Here is a 20,788-nt window from a genome sequence, read left to right on the forward strand (position 1 = left end):
GATGGCATCCGCGTCCACAGCGACAGGGGACGAAGGTGGTCTCGGACGGCTACGGGGCCCGCGGCGGCCGGCAGAACCCAGCGCCGCGCTTCGCCGCGAGGGCGGACGGCACGGGCGATACGCTGCGGGCCGCGCTTGGCGTTCCCGCCTGCGGACCTCGTCAGCCACAGGTGCGGTGCTCGGGTCACGGGCGTCAGCTCCGAGCTGGGAGGCGGCTCCGGCTTTGGCGGCCCGCCCGGTCGGGGCGAGCACCGAAGCGTGTGTCCGGGCAGGGCAGCCCGGGCAGGAGGCGGGCGTTCAGCCCGCCATGGTCCGCTTGAGGCGGAGGGCGGCGAGGAGGCCGAGGGACAGGGCGCCTGCTGCCGTGTACGCGGCGAGGGATGTCGCCTGGGTGAAGGATTCGCGGGCCCGCTCGCCGACCTGATGGGTGGCCGGGTTGGCGAGCAGCGGTTGGATGGCGGTTCCGGCGCTGGCCTGGACGGTGGAGGCGATGGCGGTGGCCTGGGTGGGCGGGAGGCCGTCGGACTGCAGGGCGTGGGAGAGGTCGCCGGCGAGGTTGGTGAAGAGGACTGTTCCGAGGAGGGCGATGCCGAGGGCGGAGCCGATCTGTCGGGTGGTGCTCTGGGTTCCGGAGCCCTGTCCTGACTGTGCGACGGGGACGTCGGCGAGGACGACTCCGGTGATCTGCGCGGTGGCCCAGCCGACGCCGATCCCGTAGACGAAGAGGAAGGGCAGTACGGGCCAGCCGGGGCCGTCGGGGGCGAGGACCAGGCCGATGCCGGCGACTCCGACGACTTCGCAGGCGATGCCGGCGACGACGAGGTTGAGGGTGCCGATTCTGGGAGCGAGGGCGGCGCTCAGGCCGCTGGCGGCGAAGCTTCCGACGGCGAGCGGAAGCAGGGCGAGGCCTGCGTCGAAGGCGGAGTAGCCGAGGACGTTTTGGAACCAGAGGGGCACGGAGAACAGGATGCCGAACTCGCCGAGGCTGACGATGCCGGCGACGGCGTTGCCGTTGCGGAAGGAGGGGATGGAGAAGAGTCGGAGGTCGAGCAGGGCGGTGCGCCCCTGCCTGTTGCGGCGCAGTTCGACCGTCACGAACAGGGCGAGCGAGGCCAGTCCGATCGCGAAGGCGACGGGCACGGGGGAGAGCCCGTGGTGGAGGTTCAGGCCCAGGGCGGTGAAGGGTTGGCGCAGGGTCCACCAGCCGTAGGTGCGGCCTTCGATGAGTCCGAAGACGATTCCGGTGAAGCCGGTCACGGACAGGACCGCGCCGGCGAGGTCGGCTCCGTGCTCGGCCCGTTCGTCGCGGCTCTCGGTGACGAACAGCAGGGTGCCGATCGCGACCAGGAGTCCGAGCGGCAGGTTGATCGCGAACGCCCAGCGCCAGGAGAAGTGGGTGGTGAGGTAGCCGCCGAGGAGGGGGCCGAGTGCGGCGGTGCCGCCGATGGTGGAGCCCCAGATCGCGAAGGCCTGTCCGCGCTCACGGCCGCGGAAGGTGGCGTTGATCAGTGACAGGGAGGTGGGCAGGATCATGGCGCCGCCGATGCCCTGCAGGAGGCGGCCGGCGATCAGCAAGGAGCCGGTCGGGGCGATAGCGGCGGCGGCGCTCGCCACGGTGAACACGGCTGTTCCGGCGAGGAAGACGCGGCGTCGCCCCAGCCGGTCGCCGGTTCGTCCCATCAGGAGCAGGAGGGCGGCGAAGACCAGGGTGTAGGTCTCCTGGACCCATTGGGCGCCGCTGGAGGTGATGTGCAGGTCGTCGACGATGCTGGGGATGGCGACGTTGACGATCGTGGAGTCGACGATGATGAGGGAGACGCCGAGACTGATGGCGACCAGGCCCCACCAGCGGTGGCGTGAGGCGGGGGCCCGGTCGGCCGTGGGAGTGGTCGCGGGGGGTGTGGGCACGATCGGCTCCTTGGGGCGGTCCGCAGGCAGGGGGGCTGGTGTGCCCGGGATGTGACGGGGCGTCGACCGGCCGGGCGAGGGTGCGGGACGACGCTCCGCCGGAGTGGTGGCACGCCGTCCCGTCGGCTCAGGTCGCCGGAATCTTCTCGGCGGGGCGGACGCTCTCGGGCCGGCCGGGCCACCAGAAGCGCCGCCCGGTGAGCAGGACCAGGGCGGGGACGAGGACGGTCCGCACCAGGAGGGTGTCGAGGAGGACGCCGGTGCCGACGATGATGCCGATCTGGGTGAGCGTGATGAGCGGCAGGACTCCGAGGACGGCGAACACGGCGGCGAGCAGGATGCCGGCGCTGGTGATGACGCCGCCGGTGGAGGCGAGGGCGCGCAGGACGGCACCTCGGGTGTCGTGGCCTGTGACGGTGTCCTCGCGGGTGCGGGCGATGAGGAAGATGTTGTAGTCGACGCCGAGCGCGACGAGGAAGAGGAACGACAGCAGGGGGACGTTGGTGTCCACGGCCGGGAAGTCGTAGACCGTGCGGAAGATCGTCCAGCTCGCGCCGAGGGCGGCGAAGTAGGACAGGATGACGGTCACCACGAGCAGGACCGGTGCGACGAGGGCGCGCAGCAGGGCGATCAGGACGACGAGGACGATCACCAGGACCAGGGGGACGACGACGCGGGTGTCGTGGGCGTTGGCTCGGGAGGTGTCATAGGCCTCGGCGGTGGTGCCGCCGATTAGGGCGTCGGCGCCGGGGACTTGGGCGACGCGTTCGCGGAGCAGGCGGATGGTGCGGTCGGAGGCCGCGGTGCCGGGCGCGGAGTCGAGGATGACGTCGGCGCGGGCCCACCGGTCGGTGTGCGCCCCGGAGGTGACGGCGAAGACGCCGGGGACTTGGCGGGCGGTTTGGACGATCTGGTCGCCGGTGGCGGCGGTGGACAGCAGCGTGAGGGGGTCGACGGCGCCGGCGGGCCGGACGGCGGCGAGGGTGCGCTGGCCGAGGACGGCCTCGGGGGTCTTGCGGAAGGAGTCGGCCTGGGCGAGGCCGGTGGTGAGGCCGAGGGCTCCGGAGGCGAGGAGGAGCAGGACGGCGGTTCCTGCGACGGCGACCTGGGCTGGGCGCTTGGCGACGGCTTGGCCGATGCGGGCCCACAGGCCCCGGCGGTCGGCTGTGACGGGCGCGCCGACCTTGGGCACGAGCGGCCAGAACAGCCACCGGCCGGGAAGCACCAGGACGGCGGGCAGGACGACGAGGCCGAACAGCATGGCGGCGAGGATGCCGATGGCGCCGGCGAAGCCCAGGCCGCGGTTGCCGGTGAGTTCGGCGGCAAGCAGGGTCAGCAGGCTGAGTACGACGGTGGTGCCGCTGGCGAGGACTGCGGGCGCGGTGCCTCGCCAGGCGCGGGCCATCGCGGTGAACCGGTCGTCGGTGAGGTGGAGTTCGTCGCGGTATCGGGAGACCAGGAGCAGGGCGTAGTCCGTGCCGGCGCCGAAGACGAGGACGGAGAGGATTCCGGCCGCGGAGGCGTCGACCTGGACTCCGGCGTGCGGGGCGAGGACACCGACGAGGATGCCGGCCGTCCGGTCGCCGGCGCCGACGACCAGGAGGGGCACCAGCCACAGGACGGGGCTGCGGTAGGTGATCAGGAGGAGGACTGCGACGACCGAGGCGGTGGCGATCAGGAGGTTGGTGTCGGCGCCGGCGAAGACCTTGGTGACGTCCGCACGGAAGGCGGGTCCGCCGGTGACCTGGGCCTGCAGGGGTGCGGCGAGGTTCGCGGAGGCGGTGGCGCGGATCCGGTCGATGGTGGGGGTGTTCTGGTCGTCGCCGGCGTCCGTGGGCAGCAGGACCGCGACGGTGGCGGCTTTGTCCTGGAGGACCTCGGGGCGTGCGGCCCGGGGTGCCAGCCCGAGCGCGCCGAGCGAGGAGGAGTGCTCGGTGACGAGGGCTTGCTGGGCGGCGGTGAGGGGGCTGCCGTCGGTGTTGCTGTAGACGACGATCGCGGGTGCGACGGCACCGGTGGGGAAGGTCTTGACGATGGCGGCGACCTTGGCCGACTGGGAGGAGGCCGGGAGGGAGGTGCCGGTGGCCTTGGTGGTGGTGGCGTCGGTGGGGCCGAGAGCGGAGGCGGCGCCCAGGCCGATGACGGCGAGAAGCAGGACCAGCCAGGCGATCGCGCGGGGCCGCTTGGGGGCCTCGGCGGAACCGGTGCTGGGGGCGGACCGGCGCGGGCGGCCGGTCATGGTTCGGGATACGGGAACGCACCCTCTGGGGAGTCGTTAAGTAGCTTAGCGATTTCTACCGTGTCAGAATTGCCGTCATGGCGCAACATCACTCCTTCGGAGCCGGCCGCGAACCGGATGGGACCAGTGGACTCTCGGGGTTGCGTGCCGGCGAGAAGGCGGGCGACGTGCTCTCGAACGCGTTGCGCGAGGTGCTGACCCTCACCCAGCTGGCGCGCGCCGCACTCGCCCAGCGCCTGGGCATGCCGCTCACGAACGTGGAGGCGGTCGAGCACGTCATCATGGCCAAGGGCGCCGGGCAGCCGATCGGGCCGGTGGAACTCTCGCGCAGGCTCGGCGTCACCAGCGCCGCCGGTACGCAGTCGGTGAACCGGCTCGTGTCCGAGGGCCACATGACCCGAGGCCCCCACCCCGACGACCGGCGCCGCCAAGTACTGGACGTCACGGAGAGCGGTTTCGACCATGTCATGGGCCAGCTCGCACCGCTCCTCGGCCTCGTCTTCGCCGCTTCCGACGACCTCTCCGAGGCCGAGCGAGCCGGCGCTCAGCGCTACCTCGAGAACGTGGCCTCGGCCTGCCGCCGCTACCTCGACCAGGACACGGGCGACGTTAAGGCTCCCGGGCCCGGCGTGCAGTAGAACGGGCCCGGTCGGGTGCCGGCCCTCAGTCCGGCCCGGCCCCCGCCCGGCGGTCGACCCAGGCGCCGCGACGGTCATCCGCATCCTCCGGAGCCTTCTCGTACTGCGCGAGGGCCAGGCCGAGACCGAAGAACGTCGGCGCCCACTCACCGACGAAGATGCCCCACCGGTCTGCCCGTTCCACTCCGGCGTGCTCCGCCCTCATCGAGATGATCCAGCTCAGGAACGACAGGCCCACCGCGCCGAACGCTGCCGCGTAGGCGTGCTCACTGGTGATCCCGGCCCCGTGAAGCCTGCGGACGATCGCCATCGCCATCACTCCCTCCACCTCGTACCAGTGCCCCGTTGCCAGCCTGCGCGCAACCGCCCACCTGACCCGAACTCGCAACGCTTGCGCACCAAATGGGTCCGCCCGTCTGCCCGGTCCCACCAGGAAGGCGCGGACAGCACCAGCTGCACACAACTGCCGAGGGCACCACCTCGCCGACGGCACTGCGCGCAGGCCGGCGTGCAGAACCTGCAGCGGGCAGAGCCTGACCGCACTGCCCGGACAAGCACCACCCCTCCTGGCGCCGCGCTACACCGGAGCGCCCTCGCTCGGCACGCGGCGTATCACGTGCGGCAACCGGTCGGCGCGGGCCCGCTGCGGTTGCCGCCGCCCACGCGATGCCAGGCAACGAAGGGTGAGGCAGGAAGCCGGAGCCGGCCGGCTCGGGAAGGCTCCAGGATCATCACGGCGGACGCGCCGATCTCGATCGGCAAGTCCGAACCGACTCCCGTTGGATTGGTGCAGCATGCTCTCGGCGAGGCCGGACTGCCCCCGTGAAGGCCTGACTGGCTCAGCTGACGCTCCCCCACGAGCACAGCCGAGCCCGTTGCCGGCGGCCAGGTCCGAGGCGTGCTCCCCCCACGGAGCAGTGTTCGGCCTTCATGCGCTTCTCCTACCAGCACTACGCAGCGTAGATGTCATATCTACGGATTGCTATCGCGCAGAAGCACCGACGGCCACTCCACCGGGCTTCTTGCAAGGCGCGTTGAGAGGGGCGCCGGTCCCTCTCGGGCCGACGGCCCCTCGCAGGTCTCGCGGCCCGGGTCGCTCCTGACACGGTCGGCACTTTCCCCGGTCCCGTGTCTCGGTCAGACGGCCTCGCCCGGCGCGGGCAGCGCCCAACGGATCGTCTGGACGACCGCGTGGCCGAGCGGGCGGGCCGCAGCCGTGACAAGCGAAGGCAGTGGCAGGCCCAGGAGGCGCCGGTGCTCCGGTGCGATGAGATCGACTGCGGCGACGGCCAGCGCGCCGTGGGCGGGGCGAGCCGGCCAGGGGATGGGCGGGTGCAGGAGCAGGAACCGAGCGGCGTCCCCGGCCTCCCTCGTCCGGGCGAGCTCGGGCAGGTACGACCTGACCACGGCGGTGAGATCCGCCCGGGTCCGGGGCGGGTCCTGCACGCCGAGCGCGGCGCCCACTTCGGCCATGTCCGCCACGTACGCGTCGCAGCCCGCCGCGTCCAGCGGTTCCGCCCCGTAGGCCTGGTGCGCGCGCAGGAAGCTGTCGGTCTCGGCCGCGTGGACCCATGCGAGCAGGTGAGGGTCGTCCGCCCGGTACACCAGACCGGCCGGGGTCGTACCCCGGATGCGGGCGTGCACGGCACAGACCCGCTCGACCGCTGCCCGGGCGTCCTCGGCGGTGCCAAAGGTGGTGACCGCGAGGAAGGTACTGGTGCGCTGGAGCCTGCCCCAGGGATCGCTCCGGTAGCCCGAGTGGCCGGAGACGGCCGCCATGGCGGCCGGGTGCAGCGACTGGACCAGCAGGGCGGCCAAGCCGCCGACGAACATCGCCGCGTCGCCGTGAACCGTCCTGATCGCCCGCTCCGCGGTGAACCAGCGCGGCCCGGGGGTCTGGTGGATCCGCCGCCGCACCGCCGCACCGTCGGGGCCGGCGACCTTGGCGAACAGCGCGGCCCCCAGCCGCTCCCGCGGACCACAGGGCAAACGTTGGCCGTGGACGTCCATGCACTCAACAGTAGGAAGGGCCGGCGACGGCCACAACATCCAGTCAACCAGCCGCCCCGTCGGCGAGGCCCCGTACGCGGGTGCTCGATGCTGGTAGCGCCGCTGGATCACATTGGTGCAGACCGCGGTCCAGGTCGCCACGACGGCCGCACGCCAGGTGCCGGTGCTGTGACCGTGATAGGCGCCCGCGGCCAGCGGATTCGCAGTCGGCCGTCCAACCGTCGGGGACGGACAAGACATCGGGCGTGGCACTCCTCGACGCCTGTGCCCCGGACGTCGGCGGCTTCTGCGGCCCTCCACGCAGGCAGCCGTCACGCCGGCGCCCGATAGCCGACACGTCGGCCGGGACGCATTCATCGGTCTGCCCCTCGACCGCGGGTACGACTGCACCACGCCGTCACCACGCCGAAGTGAACGCTGACTCGGGGGCGGCGCGCCTGCAGCGGCCCCCAACCACCCGGCACGCACACAACACCCCGCCCCCGGACCGCGTCCTCCCGGGACACCGAGCGGTCAGCCGCAGGTGTCGTGGGCGTCGAGCCGCGCGCGCACGGTCTCCATCCGGGCGGCCAGGGCCTCCTCGTCGACGACCCCTCTCGTGATCAGGGAGTGGGCCAGGGCGACGAGCTGGCTCTCGGGGAACGGCAGCGCCTGGTACGCCCCCTGGGAGAGCTGATCCTCGTCCTCGCGCCGGGAGAGCGGCGGCAGTGCCGTCGCCTCCCGGTCGAGCGCGTCACACATCCCGTCGAGGCTCGACTTCCACGGCGGCACGGGATTGGTCACGCCGTACTTCTCCGCCATCCGTGGCCAGACCTGCCCCTGTGCCACGATCCTGTCGAGCGTCGACACCGTTGTCCCGCTGACGTCCTGAGCGGTCGTCATCTGATCTCCTCGGTGGGCTGGTGGCCGGCGATCGGCCGGGCCGCCGCGTGCTCGGGGCGGGACGGATTCGACGTCACGCCGGGCCTGGGCAGTGCGACCCCGATCATGCAGTCGCGCGTCACGATCTCCGCCAGCTGGTCCTCGGTCCAGCCCTCCGTCCCGTCCGGCCGGACCGGGAGCACGAGGAACCTGTGCTTCGAGTTGGAGTCCTCGACCCGGACCTGGACGCCCTCGGGGAGGTGGAGTCCGAACTCGGCCAGCACCTGGCGGGGCCAGCGGACGATGCGACGCCGGTAGTTCGGCGTCCGGTACCACTCGGGCGAGTTCCCGAGGATCGGGCGCGGGTAGCAGGAGCACAGCGTGCACACGACCACGTGGTGCAGGGTGGGGGTGTCTTCGAGAACGTGCAGCAGGGTGAAGTCGCTGGGAGACCCGAAGCCGGTCGGCGGGTCGTGCAGCCAGTCGATCCCGACCTCCCGGCTGGCGGCGAGCGCGTCGGTGAGCGCCAGTTCCTTGAACCCCGGATCGAGCCAGGCCCTGGCAACGAGGCGGGCGGCGGGAGCCGGCCCCATCTGCTCGGCCCACTCCGTGTAGTGGCGGTGGTCCTCGGCGGTGAACAGGCCCTTCTCGATCGCCAGCTCACGGAGCGCGATCTCCAGCACCTCGAAGTCGGTCACCTCCTGCACCATCGGTGCATGCGTGCCGTCGTGGGCCGTGTCGTCGTGCCCGGAACTCTTGCCCATCTCGCTGATCTCAGCTCCCGTCCGCTCGTGTCTCTCGTCCGATGGTGTGTGATGACGCCGTCAGTCGGCCGGCTCGAGCCACATCTCCGACAGCTCCGCCTGCAGCGTGTCGCCCGGGAGGCCCGCGTACCCCTCCCACAGGTCGGTCATCTCGAAGCGCACGATGTAGTACCACTTCGGGCGCAGGTCCTCACGGTCGAACGCCTCGTCCTCCGGCAGGACCGTCTCGTAGGAAACCTTCGCCACGGTCCCGCGCACGCCCCTCAGGTACTCCTGGGTCCGGGTGTAGAAGAGCGTCGGCAACTGCCGCACCCGCACCGGGTCGCCGACCGCGAACCGGGGATCGCCCGCCTGGCCGGCGAAGCACTGCGGGTCGCCCTTGCCCACCGCCTCGGCGTGATGACGGTTCCTCACCACCGCCGTGCCGTCCCCGGTCGTCCGCGGATCGGCGGTCAGCGCGCCGTCGACGCTCTGCCGCTGCCGTACCTCGGCGACCCGCTCGATCAGCTCACCGAGCGTGATGTACCGCTTCTCGACGAGGATGCGCGAGGCTGCCAGCGCCCAGCGGCCGTAGTAGGGCAGCCCGTGGTACTGCGTCCTGCCGACATCGACGTTCCCGAGCCTGCGACGCTCCTCGGAGGTCCAGATGCCCCTCCAGGCGAGAACCTCGCACGTCACGAACGTGTTGAGCTCCCACTGCTCTTCCTGCTTCTCTTCGAACACCGCCGGCGCGTCCGGCTCGCCGCCGACGTCGTGCGGATTCTTCATGAACGCTTCGAAGAGTGAGTGGGCGAACCCGTCGGGGTAGACCCAGTCCTCGAACTCGTGGAGCGCGGGACGCAACTGACTGACGTGGTCCCCCATGGCAGAGTTGGGCACAGCCAGTCCCTCCTGCAGGAAGTGCTATGCGTTCGTGATCGGGCAGAGGCTATGCCGGTTCGTGACGCGTCCACCTCCACACCTCGACCCTTCGCACCGAAAGGTCCGGAAAACCCGCTGCTCAGAGCAGTTCTCATCAGGATTGATTTCACCGTTTCGGTGGTCGCCCAACTGGCCCAGCCAAGTCAGTCCGGCCGGCCTGCAGCCGTCCGGCCATCCCCAAGCACGCAGAAATGACCAGCTGTTCACGCCTCCGAGGACATGTCGGTTTCCGCGCTCGGGCAGCAGACTCCTCTGGGTTGCTGGCCGCCGCTCTCCACAGCCACAGCCAGCGCACCGGGAGAGCAGCGGTCCAACGTGAATCGGCCGCAGCCCAGTTCGAGGATCACCCCGAGGCCCCGCCCGTCACCGTCGGCGGCGACGGCGTGGCCGTCGGCGTCTCCGCCGCCCTCATGGAGCGCATCCTCACCCCGTTGCTCGACAACGCCCGCCGTTACGCGGTGCACCGGATCACCGTTGAGTCCGGGCGACGCCCCGGCGGGGTGCAGGTGGCGGTGGCCGACGACGGCTGCGGCGTGCCCGAGGCGGTGGGCGCGGCCGTTTTCGAGGCGGGCCGCCGCGCCCACCCGGGCGACGGCCACGACGGTGCGGGCCTCGGACTCCCTTGGCCTGCCGCCTCGCCCGCGCCGCCGGGGGCGACATCACCCTCGCGCACCCGGCCGCCGGTGCGAGGTTCGTGGTGTCACTTCCTGCGGGTTGACGGACGGGACGTGACATGGGCGAGCGTTCCGATCAGTGGCCGGTCTCGATCACCGATCCGACCGGAGCTGACCCGCTGAAGTGCGTGGTGGAGCGCGGAGATGCTCTTTCCCTGCGTCGTGGGACAACTGAAACGATGCCCGGCCACCAGCTCGGCTGCGCCAAGAAGCGGAGGAGTGGTCGGCGCTGGAGTTGTCGCGCTGCTGCGGGGTCGCGCACCTTACCGTCAGCAGGCTGCTGTGGCGTTGGGTCTTGCCTGACGAGGCCGCGATCATCCGCCTGGAGGTCGCGCTAGGTCGCGGCCTGACCCGGAGCGGCTGCGGGCGGAAGTCGTCCGGGGGCGCGACGACGAGGTCTGCTCCACGGTGGTTCGCAGGCCCTGCTAATTTTTGTGCGCCATGAAGGTCATGGGGTCCGGCGGATAGTCGTCGAGGTGGCCGGTGCGCTGCCGGCTGTCGGTGTGGTCGTAGGGGGCGTGGTGGCGTTGGCAGGCGATCCGGAGGCGTTGGCCGGGCCGGTGGAGGTAGCCCGGAGTGGGTGCAGGCCGTCGACGCGAAGACCAAGCGGTCCGCCGACTCGGGCCGGGTGCACCGCGACATCATCCGGGGCCAGGAGGTGACCGACGTGCTGTGCGCGGTGGAGTGGGGCAAGCTCACGAACGAGAAGCGGGCGGACCTGGACGAGTACGCTGGTGGCTGCCGGAAGAGCCACTGACCCGATCCCGTGGTGTCCGCCCTCACGCCGCGTCGTAACCTCGCTCGCAGTCGTCGCGCCAGGTGTGCCCAGGTGGGATCTCCTCCGATTCGAGTAGTCCCGCTGCGTACGCATCGGCGTAGTTCGCCCTGGCCCGCTCGCTGGGCTGCTCGCTGATCCTCTGGTCACCAATCAACCTGCGGCATCGATGAGTTGGGGCTTGAAGCGGTGCTCGGTGAATACCCGGTGGTAGGCGACCGGTGCGGTGAGCGCGCCGACGGCCAAGGCACCGAGCACGAAGGTGACTATGTAGAGCCCTTGGTAGAAGCGGCCGAGCAGGACCAAGCGCGCCATGAACACCACGCTCAGCAGGAAGCCAAGAGGACCTGCGAGCCGGTCTGGGCGGCCCGGAACTCCTGGAACAGATCACTCCACCGGCGGTCGGCCCGGTCCTCGGCCGACTCCCGGCGGCCCGTCCGGGCTCCAGAACCCGGACCCGGGCGAGGTGTGGCCATCGCGATCACCTCCTCCGACACGGGGAACCCGGTTTGCGTAGTCGGTGTGTAGCCGGACGCAGGGCGGGCAAACGCCGGTCAGGAGCGAGGCACGGGAGGCCCGGTCGCCTTCGTGAGGTCCGCGCGGCGCGGTCGGGTCCGTGGGAGAGCGGGGCATGATGGGACAGGATGTGAGGAAGCCGCCACGACCTGCCCGGGAGTTCGCCATGCCGCAGCCGGCTGACGACGAGGAGTACGGCCCCGGGCGACTGCGGGTGACGGTGTCGCGCCGGGGCGCGGTCCGGGTGGTATCCGCCGGCGGGGAGCTGGACCACGACACCGGCGAGAGCCTGCGGGCGGCATTGGCCGGCCCCGGGGACGACGGGGAGCAGCGGACCGTGGTCGACCTCGCTGAGCTCCGGTTCTGCGACTCCACCGGCCTCAACATCCTGCTACGGGCGCGCTTGGCGGCCGAGGCCGACGGGCGGCAGCTGGAAGTCGCGGGCCCGACCTCGGCGGTGGCCCGGTTGTTCGCCGTCACCGGCGCCGACACCGTGCTGCGCATCCACCCCGATCTGGATTCGGCCCTACGGACGCCCGGCCCGGCCCAGGACGCCGGCGACGCGGAGTGAGGGCGCGTCGATGACCCGCTTCAACGAAGGCTCTCCCGCCGGAACCGTACAGACCAGGCGGCTTGCGCTGTACGGCACCGACGGTGCGGTGCAGCGCTGCCGCGACTTCAGTCGGCAGGCGCTGCTGGACTGGCACTGGCTGCCGGCCCGGGACGAGGAGCGGCAGGCCTTGGTGGAGGACCTGCTGCTGATGGTCTCGGAGCTGGTCACCAACGCCTGCCTGCACGCCCCCGGGGGGCCGGCGGAGCTACGCCTCAGCTGGGACGGCACCCGCCTGTGGGCGGGGGCGTCGGACGACAGTCCGGTCCCGCCGCGGCTGAGCCCGCATCCGGATCCGGCCCGTCCCGGCGGCCACGGGCTCGGCGACATCCTGGGACGGCTGCGCGAGCGGCTGGACGACGAGGACGCGCCCGGCTGGGCGACGGAGACCGGCTGATCTCCTCCCGTACCCGTGCTCCCCGTGCCCGCTGCGGGCAGCCGCGCCACGAGGCAAGAACTCCGTGGGAGGAGTTCCGTGGCAGCCGAGTCCGAGCCGTGGCGCACCCGTGTCCGGCCGGCCGAGTGGGACTGCTGGTGGACAGACGGGCCATCGGGGAGTGCTCCTCCGGCGCGGGTGTTACGGGCCCAACCACGCGGCATCGCGCGGGGATCGGGGGCAGGTCACTGCTTCGCCCGAACGGAGTCGTTCAGAAGATGCACCCCGGCCGCAACGGCCCGGCTCAGACCCTGTGCGGCCGGGGTGCAGCTGCCGGGGCGGTGCCGCCGCGACCGGCGGTCAGAAGCTCGGCCACGGTCGCGGTACGTCCGGCGGCCGCCAGTGCCGCACGGCGGGTCGGAGTGGGAAGGCGCCAGAGTTTCGAGTACCGGACTGGACCGGTCGGAGTTCTGCGCGAGTGCCCGCCGTCCGTCCGAGGCGGGAGACGGCGGTGGCGGTCCGGCCGGGCCGCCACCACCCCACCGCTGCCCGGAGGCGGGTCAGCCGCCCGGGGTGATGCGGCCTCGCCAGCCACCCCCTTCGACGCCGTGGTCCTCGATGAAGGACTTGAAGCGCCGCAGGTCGCCCTTCACCCTGCGATCGACCATGCCCATCGCGTCGGCGGCCCTCTCCGCGATGCCGTCGGGCTCGAAGTCGATGGCCAGGCGGACCGTGGTGTGCTGATCGTCGAGGCGCTCGAACGTGACGACGCCCATCTGCTGGACCTCACCGCCGGTCGTGCGCCAGGCGATCTTCTGGTCGGGCAACTGGTCGACGATTTCGGTGTCGAACTCGCGGGTGACGCCGGCGACCTTGGTCGTCCAGTGGTTGTGGCGGTCGTCGAGCTGGGTGACCTGCTCGACGCCCTCCATGAAGCGGGGGAAGTCCTCGAACTGCGTCCACTGGTTGTACGCGGTGGTCAGCGGGACGTCCACGTCGATCTGTTCTTGCACCATGCTCATCGCAGCACCTCCGTGGTTTCGTGATCGGACTGTCTCCTCGCCTGCCCTACTTCTGCCTGCTCATGCGCCATAGGACGGGGGAGGCCAGGGGCGTCCGGAGACGGCGGCGGCGTGGTGGCTCGGGGCACCCTGAGGGGGTTGGGGACAGCGGTCATCCCCGCCGCCGAGATCCTCAGTGCCACCGGCTGCACCTCACTGCCCTGACCGACCTGCACGGGCGTGAGCGACGCGCACCCGCACCGAAGCACGGTACGGCCCGAACGCCGGCCGGCGTGCCCGATGACGGCGACCCTCCCCGGAGGCAAAAACGGCCGGAGCCGGCCACCGGGATCGCGCCGAGAAAGCCCGTTCGCGCTGTGCCGCCGGTAGCCACGCTTGTGACATGCTCGGTGCATGACGGACCTTGAGGAACCCGCTGCACCGGGCTGGGGCCCTGATCCGGCAGGGAACGCCGACGCCGCCATGGCACTGGCTCAGCAGGTCCTGGCCGGCCTGCCCGGCTCGGTGGCACTTCTGCGGGCCGAGTACGGGCCAGGGGGCGAGGTAACGGACTTCCGCTTCACCGCCACCTCGCCAGAGGCGGTGGATATCGCCGGCCGCCGGGGATCTGAACTCGTGGGACTGAGCGTCCTTGAGATCTACCCGGGCGTCGCCGGCACCCCCCTGTGGCAGGGCTATCTCCAGGCACTGAGGACCGGCGAAGCCTGGCAGGGAGAGCTGGAGTACGAGGAAGTTGCCGCCGGTGTCCCCCGCCTGTCCCGGTACAACGTGCGGGCCGTGCCCTGCCTGGGCGGGCTGGCCGTCTCCTGGAACCGGCTGGACACAGGTGAACGCGAGCAACGCCGACTGGCGCTCATGCAGCGCCTGGGCCGGATGGGTTGGGTGGACCGCGACCTCGTCCGTGGCGACATCACCTGGTCCGACGAGGTGTACTCGATCTTCGGCCGAGACCGGTCGCTGGGCCCGATGACCCTGGAGGAGCTGGCGACCCACGCCGAGACCGACGACCGTGCCTCCCTGACCGACGCCGTCCGGATCCTGCTGAAATCGGGCGAGCCGATCGACCACACCTTCCGCATCCGACTGCCCCACAGGCCGGTGCAACACGTGCGGATAGTCGCTGAGACCGAGACGGATGCCAACGGCCACCCGGTTCACGTGCACGGCTTCTTCCAGGACGTCACCGCCGCCAAGCACGCCGAACGACAACTGCTGGAGCACGAGCAGAACGCGCTCGTACAGCAGAGCCAACTGGCCGCCGAACGCGAGCTCGCGCGCCGCCTCCAGGAGACCCTGCTGCCGGTGCCCGAGCAGGTGCTGCACTTGAACGACCTCACCGTCGACGTCGCCTACCAGCCCGTCCAGGAAGGCCTCGACCTCGGCGGCGACTGGTACAGCGCCATCGAACTGCCCGACGGCAGCGCCCTGCTCGTCGTGGGCGACGTCGCCGGCCACGGACTGGACGCCATGGCCACCATGGCACTGCTGCGCTTCACCGCCAAAGGCATGGCCATCACCGGCATGCCCCTACCCGCCGTGCTACATCGGCTCAACGTCCTGCTGCTCCACGCCGCAGAGCGCAACTGCAGCACCGCCACCATGATCATGGCCGTCTACCAGCCCGCCACCTCCAGCCTGACCTGGGTCCAGGCCGGACACCCGCCGCCCCTCCTGGTGCGCGACGGCGAGGCCCGGTTCCTGGCCGCCCCCACGGGCGTCCTGCTGGGCGCCACCACCACTCCTGCCTACGAACAAGCCCGGCATGAACTGCTTCCCGGGGACCACCTGTACCTGTATACGGACGGGCTGATCGAGAACCCTGCTGAGCCCATTGACGACGGACTCGTCCGACTGGCCCGAGCCGCCGCGGCCCACGCCGACACCCGGGCCCGCCTCGACCGGCTCGTTCAGGTGCTCACCTCGCCGAGAACACGCCGTGACGACATCTGCGTCCTGCACATCAGCCGCTGATCGCGCCGGAGACCCTACGCACCGGTGTCGAAGGCTGCTGGCCATCACCGGTGTGAACGTGTAGGGATCGCACCACGCCGGGCAGACGAGTCAGCGTCCACAGTGATCGACCGACCTGCGGAGGTGCCTGATGGCTCTGCCATCGCGGTACGCCGTGACGCTGCCAGGGCCGGTCGGCGGCCACGGAGCGGCGAAGGTGGTCGTGGTGCAACTGCTCCACGACGACGGTTCGCGCCCGGCCGACCCCGTGTGGGGTGACATCGACGGCCTCTGGCGCATGCGGATAGTCGGCGAGGCCGCGACCGTGCTGCGCGCTCCTTCCGAGTACGAGGGCCGACAGCTGTGCCTGCACGCCGTCCCGCTGCCCTGACATGCACGCCCGCCGCACCGGGCGCCTGCCGGCTGAGCGCTCGGGGGAAGGTACCGTCCGGCCGACCGGGCGGCTACGAGCTGGTCCCGCGAAGTCGGGCGAGGGCGGTGTCGATGTCAAGGCGGCCGGACTCCGAGCCGGCGGGCACCAGGGCGAAGGAGTCCGCGAGGAAGGCGGCGACGGCGTCCTGCGGGGCGCTGAGCACGACACGTCCGTCGAGGCCGTGCAGGGTGATGAGGACCGCGCCGGCGGCTCCGGGCCTGACCCTGACGTCTCCCTCACCGACAGGACCGTGGCGCCCCTCGTTGAGCAGGTCCCGGCTGAAGTACCAGCACAGTTCCGGCCTGTCGGCTTCGCTGTCGGCCGGGGACAGCAAGAACGCCAGGCAGGCCGCGTACGGAAGTCCCACGTCGAAGCGGAGTTCCACGTCCACCGGCACGTCGGGCAGCGAACTGTCGGGGAACGTGACGGTTATGGGTCGGACTGCGGACATCTGGGTCAAGGCGCCCTCCTGCGGCAGCGGCGGGTCCGTTTCCGGACGGACCCACATGGACGAACGGCGTCTACCCCGCGCTCCGACGGATAGTCAGCGCAATCCGAAGCGGATTCACAACTCACGGACATTGGTGGGAGGTGGAGTTCGCTCTGCCTGGTCGGTAGCGGGGGCAGGAGCCGACAGTGCGCCGCTGCCGGCGAGACCCGGTCCGGTCGGGCTGCGGCGAAGACCGTGACCAGTGTGCCGGTGAACGCGGGCAGGTCGTCGGGCTTGCGGCTGGTCACCAGGACGTTGGGCCCGTCGGTGCACACCTGGATCGGTGCCGGGCGTGTACTGGGAGGAGGCGCTGCAGCCCCAGCTGCAGCCCCAGATGTCGGTCATGAGCTTTCCTCGCTCGTCGGGAGTGTGTGCAGGGAGCCGGTCAGCTGTGCAGGTAGCCCGTTGACCCCGTCGTGGCCGTCCGCCTCCTGGTCGTCGAACCAGTGGTCGCCGTGGGCGAGACGGCGGAAGGCGATGCGCTGGTCGGTCGGCATCGCCGCGGTCACCGCCCGCATCCTGTCCTTACGAACGGTGAGCGGATGAGTGCCGGGCTCCCGGCCGTTGAAGTCCCCCACCACGCTGACCTCTCCCGTCGGGTGGTCGGCAGGCAGGACGAAGTGACCTCGGTGGCGTTTTTGCGCCGGGTGCGCCCCAGCATGACGGGCAACTTCTTCACCAGCGGTGGGATGCTTCCGATCCTGCGCCTGCGCCCTGCCGGCAGACGGGTAAGGCACGACGCTGGGTGCCCGGGCCGCTCGTCCGGCCCACCGCTTCGGCTGGCGTTGGCGGGCCGGAGCAGTTGGCCGGTGCCAGCAGGAGCGTCGGGCACGACGACGGCTTCGGCGGTTCGGCCGGTCACTCAGGGAGGTCCTGCTTCACCGCTATCGACCTCGGTCTCGTCCGTCGGTTGTCTCGGAGTTTCGGTGAGGGGACCCCCTTCCAATGAGGAGAGCTTGGCGGCGCGTCGTAGTTGGAGAATGCGTGCTGTACCTGGGATCGCTACGAGGAGAACGCCGAAGACGGCGGCGAGCAGGAGGGCTACGCCGAGCGGGACGTGGCCGTGGAAGCCGAAGTAGGCGACGTCGACGTGGTGGCCGTTTTCCAGGATGAAGATCAACAGCAACAGGAGAACCACGGAGAACAGGCCGATGCCGACCCACGTCGCGCCGGTGCGGGTACGGGACACGCCCCGCTCTGAGCGGCGCTGGAAGATATGCGAGCGCATTATGCTCCCTCCTGCTCGCGAGCCCTGGAGCGGCGCTTTTGGATACCGGACACGCCAGCTCACCACCGGTACCAGCGACCGCGCGAACCGCCGGCCCCAGCGCCGCGGAACACGAAGCCCAGCAGCCACAGCACCAGCACAGCGATCGCCACCCACCACAGAATGTGAATCGCGAACCCGACGCCGAAGAGGATCACGGCTAGCAGCAGAACAAGCAGCAGTGCGACCATTGTCATCAGCCTCCTGCTGGGCTTCTGCCCAGGTCAGCGCAGACCATGTGTCGCCGCGACCCCTACCGGGCCCCGCCCGGAAGGTCAGGCGGAGCGCTTCGACGGCGGAGACCGTGGTGAGGAAGGGCGCCTGCGAGCCCGCGTGACGGTGCCACCGGCCGACGGCTGGGCGGGAGGGGTGCACAGGCAGAGATCTCCGGGCCCTGCGCTGGAAATCGCCTGTCCCGCCGGACTGGTGAACCAGGCGCCGACTTCCGGACAGCTGCCTTCGGCCTCTGCCTTCTACCGGATGCCGGTTTCGGAGGGCGCACGTGATCGCTGCGGGTATGTGCGCGTAAGGAAGGTGCCGCGGGGCAGACGAGTCCGCGTACAGGACGACCGACCAATTTACGGAGGTTGACGATGGTTCCTCTTCTGCTGGTGCTGCTGCTCGCTCTGCTCCTGTTCGGTGCCGGTTTCGCGCTGAAGGCCCTGTGGTGGGTGGCGGTGTTCGTGCTCGTGCTGTGGCTGCTCGGGTTCGTCGCACGGGGCACTGGCAGTTCGGGCAGCCGCGGCCGCTGGTACCGCTGGTAAGCCTCGAGCCCACTCGCGGGGGTGCGCAGCGATGTTGGGGCCGGGCGGCCCCGGCGGCCCGGGGGCGCAGGTGGCCTGGCGCCCCGGCCGCGACACCCGCGTCGTCCACAGGCGGGCCGCGGGCTCGCGGTGCAGAGTCGGATCCGAGGCATCTGCCGCCCTTCTCACGACACGAAGGAGCACAGCGTGAGCGCCCGGCCAATTCCTCTGCAGGACCGGCGGCCTCCGGGCCGGTCGGGCTCTGGTCTGCGGGGTTCGCGATGAGGGACGCAGCGGTGCCCCACAAGCCGCCGGCTGGTACAGAAACCGAGGATCACCGCCGTTGGGTCGCCGGGGAGTTGTGGCGGATGGCCGGCAGCGGCGAACTCGACGTGCCGTTGCCGGGTAGCGGCGACACCGGCCGGCACCCCCCGACGCTCTCGCTGGACTGGAGCAGGATGACGCGATCCAGGCCCCCGGAACCCCGGAGGGCGCCTGGCGGGCCTGGCTCCCTCGTGCGGACCTGCCGGCCCTCGACCCTCTCAGCCGGCTTCCCGTCGGATCGGGCCGCGCGGCACGGGTCGTAGTGGTGGCCGCGCACCCGGACGACGAGGTCCTCGGATTCGGCGGGGCGCTCGCGCTCCTCGCGGACGCGGGCATCAGGCCGGTCCTGGTCTCGGTGACCGACGGCGAAGCCTCCCACCCCGGCAGCCGTTCGCCGCTGGCCCGCGAGCTGGCGGCGGTCCGGAGGCGGGAACTGCACCAGGCACTGTCGCGGCTGCGTGCCCGGGTGCACCGGATCGCCCTGCACCTGCCGGACAGCGGCGTCGCCCGGCACGAGCAGGACCTGACGGGCCGCCTCGCCCGTCTGCTGGACGGGTACGACCTGTGCGTCGCCCCGTACAGCCGTGATCTGCACCCGGACCATGAGGCCGCCGGCCGGGCCGCCCTCGCCGCGGCGGCGGCCAGCGGTGTACCGGTGTGGGAGTACCCGGTGTGGGCCTGGCACTGGGCCCGGCCCGCCGACCCCGCCCTTCCCTGGCACCGCGCCGCCCGGATACCGCTGACACCCGCCGCCCATGCCCGTAAGCAGGCGGCACTCGACTGCTTCCGCAGCCAGGTGAAGCCACTGGGCGACCGGCCCGGCGACGAGGCGATCCTGCCACCGGAGGAACTCGCCCACTTCCAGAGCGACTTCGAGGTGATCTGGCAGTGACCGCACCCACACCCCGCACCACCGGCATAGCCGCGGGCACGCCGGGGGACTACTTCACCCGCATGTACGCCCACCGGCCAGACCCGTGGCAGCTGGTACGAGCAGCGCAAGTACGCCCTCACCCTCGCCGTCCTCCCCCGGCGCCACTACCGCAGCGCCTTCGAACCGGGCTGCTCCGTCGGGGTCCTGTCGGCCCTGTTGGCCGCCCGCTGCGAGGCGCTGCTGGCCTGCGACAGGGAGGAGACAGCCCTCGCTCAGGCCCGGACCCGGCTCGCGGGCCTGGCTAACGTCACGCTCCAGCACCGCCTCCTGCCCGGGGACTGGCCCGAAGGGCGCTTCGACCTGATCGTCCTGTCGGAGCTGCTGTACTACTTCACCCCCGACGACAGCTCCCGGCTCCTGGATCTCGCCGTCGAATCGCTCGAGCCGGCGGGGACGCTGCTGCTCGTCCACTGGCGCCCCGCCGTGGCCGAACACGCGCAGTCCGGTGACGCCGTCCACCGGCAGGCCCGCGCGCACGCGGGCCTGGTCCGGATCGCCGGACACGACGAGCCGGACTTCCTCCTCCATGTGTTCGTGCGCTCCGACGCCCTCACGTCACCTGACCGCCTGTCGGTGGCCGCACTGGAGGGACTGCGATGATCGGGGCACTGGCCGTGGTCGTCCCCGCCCGGGACGAGGAGGAACTGCTCCCCGGCTGCCTGGAGGCGCTCGACCGGGCGATCCAGCACCCGGGAGTGCCCGACCTGCCCATCCTGGTGACCGTGGTCGCCGATGGCTGCACCGACTCAACAGCCTGGATCGCCCGCCGCCACGGCGTCGCGGTGGTGGAGGTGGACGGCGGCAACGTGGGTGCGGCCCGGGCAGTGGGCAGCTCCCACGCCCTGCTGACGGCCTCGGAGATCGTGCCGGGTCTCACCCCCGACCGAATGTGGCTGGCCCACACCGACGCGGACTCCCAAGTCCCGCCCGACTGGATCGTGCGCCAGCTCGCGTTCGCGGTCTCCGGCTGGCACGCCGCAGCAGGCACCGTCCGCGTCACCGACTGGAACGGCCACCCGCAGCGCACCCCGGCCGCGTTCGCCCGGCGCTACCAGTACGAGGACCTCAATGCCATCTGGCACCCGCACGTCCACGGGGCGAACCTCGGGGTGCGGGGCGACGCCTACCGGGCGGTCAGCGGTTTCCGGCCGCTCGCCGTCGGCGAGGATCGAGCCCTGGTCACCGCCCTGGAGGCGGTGGGCTACCGGGTCGGCCGCACCCTCCACAGCCCGGTGGCCACATCCGCGCGGCGCGACCCCCGCGCCCACGGCGGATTCGGCGACTACCTGCGCGGCCTCGACGCCCTGGCCGGCTGAACCACCGACGTTGCCGC

The 20,788-nt window shown here is 71.4% G+C and carries 22 protein-coding genes and 2 pseudogenes; 11 read left to right on the forward strand and 13 right to left on the reverse strand.

Translation table 11 applies throughout. The features are described from left to right. Positions 1 to 297: 297 nt before the first annotated feature. Together ABD330_RS24555 and ABD330_RS24560 are read right to left on the reverse strand one after the other, a co-directional pair. Positions 298 to 1,908 carry an MFS transporter gene (locus tag ABD330_RS24555; RefSeq protein ID WP_344468148.1) on the reverse strand — a complete coding sequence of 537 codons (1,611 nt, stop codon included), beginning with the start codon at positions 1,906 to 1,908 and terminating at the stop codon, positions 298 to 300. Between the two features lie 127 nt (positions 1,909 to 2,035). Then, positions 2,036 to 4,147, reverse strand: coding sequence for an MMPL family transporter (locus ABD330_RS24560; protein WP_344468149.1), 2,112 nt, complete (start codon positions 4,145 to 4,147; stop codon positions 2,036 to 2,038). 77 nt (positions 4,148 to 4,224) lie between these two features. Between ABD330_RS24560 and ABD330_RS24565 the strand changes: the two genes are divergently transcribed. Then, positions 4,225 to 4,785, forward strand: a complete 561-nt coding sequence (locus ABD330_RS24565; RefSeq protein ID WP_344468150.1) for a MarR family winged helix-turn-helix transcriptional regulator — start codon at positions 4,225 to 4,227, stop codon at positions 4,783 to 4,785. A 25-nt stretch (positions 4,786 to 4,810) separates the two neighbouring features. On the opposite strand, the gene ABD330_RS24570 is transcribed toward ABD330_RS24565, so the two are convergent. From ABD330_RS24570 to ABD330_RS24590, 5 genes are all read right to left on the reverse strand, one after another. After that, positions 4,811 to 5,095 carry a hypothetical protein gene (locus ABD330_RS24570; RefSeq protein WP_344468181.1) on the reverse strand — a complete coding sequence of 95 codons (285 nt, stop codon included), beginning with the start codon at positions 5,093 to 5,095 and terminating at the stop codon, positions 4,811 to 4,813. An 827-nt stretch (positions 5,096 to 5,922) separates the two neighbouring features. Continuing rightward, on the reverse strand, positions 5,923 to 6,795 hold the full coding sequence (locus tag ABD330_RS24575) for an oxygenase MpaB family protein (protein WP_344468151.1): 873 nt from the start codon (positions 6,793 to 6,795) through the stop codon (positions 5,923 to 5,925). Between the two features lie 513 nt (positions 6,796 to 7,308). After that, positions 7,309 to 7,677 carry a hypothetical protein gene (locus ABD330_RS24580; protein ID WP_344468152.1) on the reverse strand — a complete coding sequence of 123 codons (369 nt, stop codon included), beginning with the start codon at positions 7,675 to 7,677 and terminating at the stop codon, positions 7,309 to 7,311. Further along, complete coding sequence (scnC, locus tag ABD330_RS24585) at positions 7,674 to 8,420, reverse strand: thiocyanate hydrolase subunit gamma (RefSeq protein WP_344468153.1); 747 nt, start codon at positions 8,418 to 8,420, stop codon at positions 7,674 to 7,676. Before scnC ends, ABD330_RS24580 begins: the two co-directional genes overlap by 4 nt. 60 nt (positions 8,421 to 8,480) lie before the next feature. Further along, positions 8,481 to 9,299, reverse strand: coding sequence for an SH3-like domain-containing protein (locus ABD330_RS24590; RefSeq protein WP_344468154.1), 819 nt, complete (start codon positions 9,297 to 9,299; stop codon positions 8,481 to 8,483). Positions 9,300 to 9,598: 299 nt separating this feature from the next. On the opposite strand from ABD330_RS24590, the gene ABD330_RS24595 reads away from it, so the two are divergent. Then, positions 9,599 to 10,138, forward strand: coding sequence for an ATP-binding protein (locus tag ABD330_RS24595; protein WP_344468155.1), 540 nt, complete (start codon positions 9,599 to 9,601; stop codon positions 10,136 to 10,138). Positions 10,139 to 10,595: 457 nt separating this feature from the next. Then, entirely contained in the window at positions 10,596 to 10,772 is a 177-nt protein-coding gene (locus ABD330_RS24600) for a hypothetical protein (protein WP_344468156.1), read from the forward strand. 171 nt (positions 10,773 to 10,943) lie between these two features. Here ABD330_RS24600 and ABD330_RS32530 read toward each other — a convergent pair. Continuing rightward, positions 10,944 to 11,266 (reverse strand): annotated as a pseudogene (locus ABD330_RS32530) (DUF6328 family protein). Between the two features lie 206 nt (positions 11,267 to 11,472). On the opposite strand from ABD330_RS32530, the gene ABD330_RS24610 reads away from it, so the two are divergent. Both ABD330_RS24610 and ABD330_RS24615 read left to right on the forward strand, forming a co-directional pair. After that, positions 11,473 to 11,877, forward strand: coding sequence for an STAS domain-containing protein (locus ABD330_RS24610; protein WP_344468158.1), 405 nt, complete (start codon positions 11,473 to 11,475; stop codon positions 11,875 to 11,877). Between the two features lie 10 nt (positions 11,878 to 11,887). Continuing rightward, complete coding sequence (locus tag ABD330_RS24615; RefSeq protein WP_344468159.1) at positions 11,888 to 12,313, forward strand: ATP-binding protein; 426 nt, start codon at positions 11,888 to 11,890, stop codon at positions 12,311 to 12,313. A gap of 539 nt (positions 12,314 to 12,852) precedes the next feature. On the opposite strand, the gene ABD330_RS24620 is transcribed toward ABD330_RS24615, so the two are convergent. Continuing rightward, the gene (locus tag ABD330_RS24620) at positions 12,853 to 13,314 is read right to left on the reverse strand and encodes an SRPBCC family protein (RefSeq protein ID WP_344468160.1); all 462 of its coding nucleotides are present in this window, start codon (positions 13,312 to 13,314) and stop codon (positions 12,853 to 12,855) included. Positions 13,315 to 13,707: 393 nt separating this feature from the next. Here ABD330_RS24620 and ABD330_RS24625 point away from each other — a divergent pair, with 393 nt between their 5' ends. Continuing rightward, entirely contained in the window at positions 13,708 to 15,285 is a 1,578-nt protein-coding gene (locus tag ABD330_RS24625; protein WP_344468161.1) for a SpoIIE family protein phosphatase, read from the forward strand. 130 nt (positions 15,286 to 15,415) lie between these two features. Further along, complete coding sequence (locus tag ABD330_RS24630) at positions 15,416 to 15,655, forward strand: DUF6296 family protein (RefSeq protein ID WP_344468162.1); 240 nt, start codon at positions 15,416 to 15,418, stop codon at positions 15,653 to 15,655. Between the two features lie 73 nt (positions 15,656 to 15,728). Here the strand turns inward: ABD330_RS24630 and ABD330_RS24635 are convergent, their stop codons facing one another. The 4 genes from ABD330_RS24635 to ABD330_RS24650 all read right to left on the reverse strand — a co-directional run bounded on the left by ABD330_RS24635 (position 15,729) and on the right by ABD330_RS24650 (position 17,645). After that, positions 15,729 to 16,148 carry an SsgA family sporulation/cell division regulator gene (locus tag ABD330_RS24635; RefSeq protein WP_344468182.1) on the reverse strand — a complete coding sequence of 140 codons (420 nt, stop codon included), beginning with the start codon at positions 16,146 to 16,148 and terminating at the stop codon, positions 15,729 to 15,731. 380 nt (positions 16,149 to 16,528) lie between these two features. After that, entirely contained in the window at positions 16,529 to 16,768 is a 240-nt protein-coding gene (locus ABD330_RS24640; RefSeq protein WP_344468163.1) for an early set domain-containing protein, read from the reverse strand. A 281-nt stretch (positions 16,769 to 17,049) separates the two neighbouring features. Continuing rightward, complete coding sequence (locus tag ABD330_RS24645; RefSeq protein WP_344468164.1) at positions 17,050 to 17,415, reverse strand: LapA family protein; 366 nt, start codon at positions 17,413 to 17,415, stop codon at positions 17,050 to 17,052. Between the two features lie 59 nt (positions 17,416 to 17,474). Then, positions 17,475 to 17,645: a hydrophobic protein gene (locus ABD330_RS24650; protein WP_344468165.1), complete on the reverse strand. Its 171-nt coding sequence runs from the start codon at positions 17,643 to 17,645 to the stop codon at positions 17,475 to 17,477. Between the two features lie 402 nt (positions 17,646 to 18,047). Between ABD330_RS24650 and ABD330_RS24655 the strand changes: the two genes are divergently transcribed. The 4 genes and pseudogenes from ABD330_RS24655 (at position 18,048) to ABD330_RS24670 (ending at position 20,771) form a co-directional block, all read left to right on the forward strand. Continuing rightward, positions 18,048 to 18,218, forward strand: a complete 171-nt coding sequence (locus ABD330_RS24655; protein ID WP_344468166.1) for a hydrophobic protein — start codon at positions 18,048 to 18,050, stop codon at positions 18,216 to 18,218. A 568-nt stretch (positions 18,219 to 18,786) separates the two neighbouring features. Then, positions 18,787 to 19,413 carry a PIG-L deacetylase family protein gene (locus ABD330_RS24660; RefSeq protein WP_344468167.1) on the forward strand — a complete coding sequence of 209 codons (627 nt, stop codon included), beginning with the start codon at positions 18,787 to 18,789 and terminating at the stop codon, positions 19,411 to 19,413. Between the two features lie 150 nt (positions 19,414 to 19,563). Further along, positions 19,564 to 20,055, forward strand: a pseudogene (locus ABD330_RS24665) (class I SAM-dependent methyltransferase); the annotation flags it as partial. Next, positions 20,052 to 20,771, forward strand: a complete 720-nt coding sequence (locus tag ABD330_RS24670; RefSeq protein ID WP_344468168.1) for a glycosyltransferase family 2 protein — start codon at positions 20,052 to 20,054, stop codon at positions 20,769 to 20,771. The pseudogene ABD330_RS24665 and the gene ABD330_RS24670, both read left to right, overlap by 4 nt. The last annotated feature ends 17 nt before the right edge of the window (positions 20,772 to 20,788 follow it).

The sequence above is a fragment of the Kitasatospora kazusensis genome, assembly GCF_039529945.1.
In the GTDB taxonomy this organism is placed as follows: Bacteria; Actinomycetota; Actinomycetes; order Streptomycetales; family Streptomycetaceae; genus Kitasatospora; species Kitasatospora kazusensis.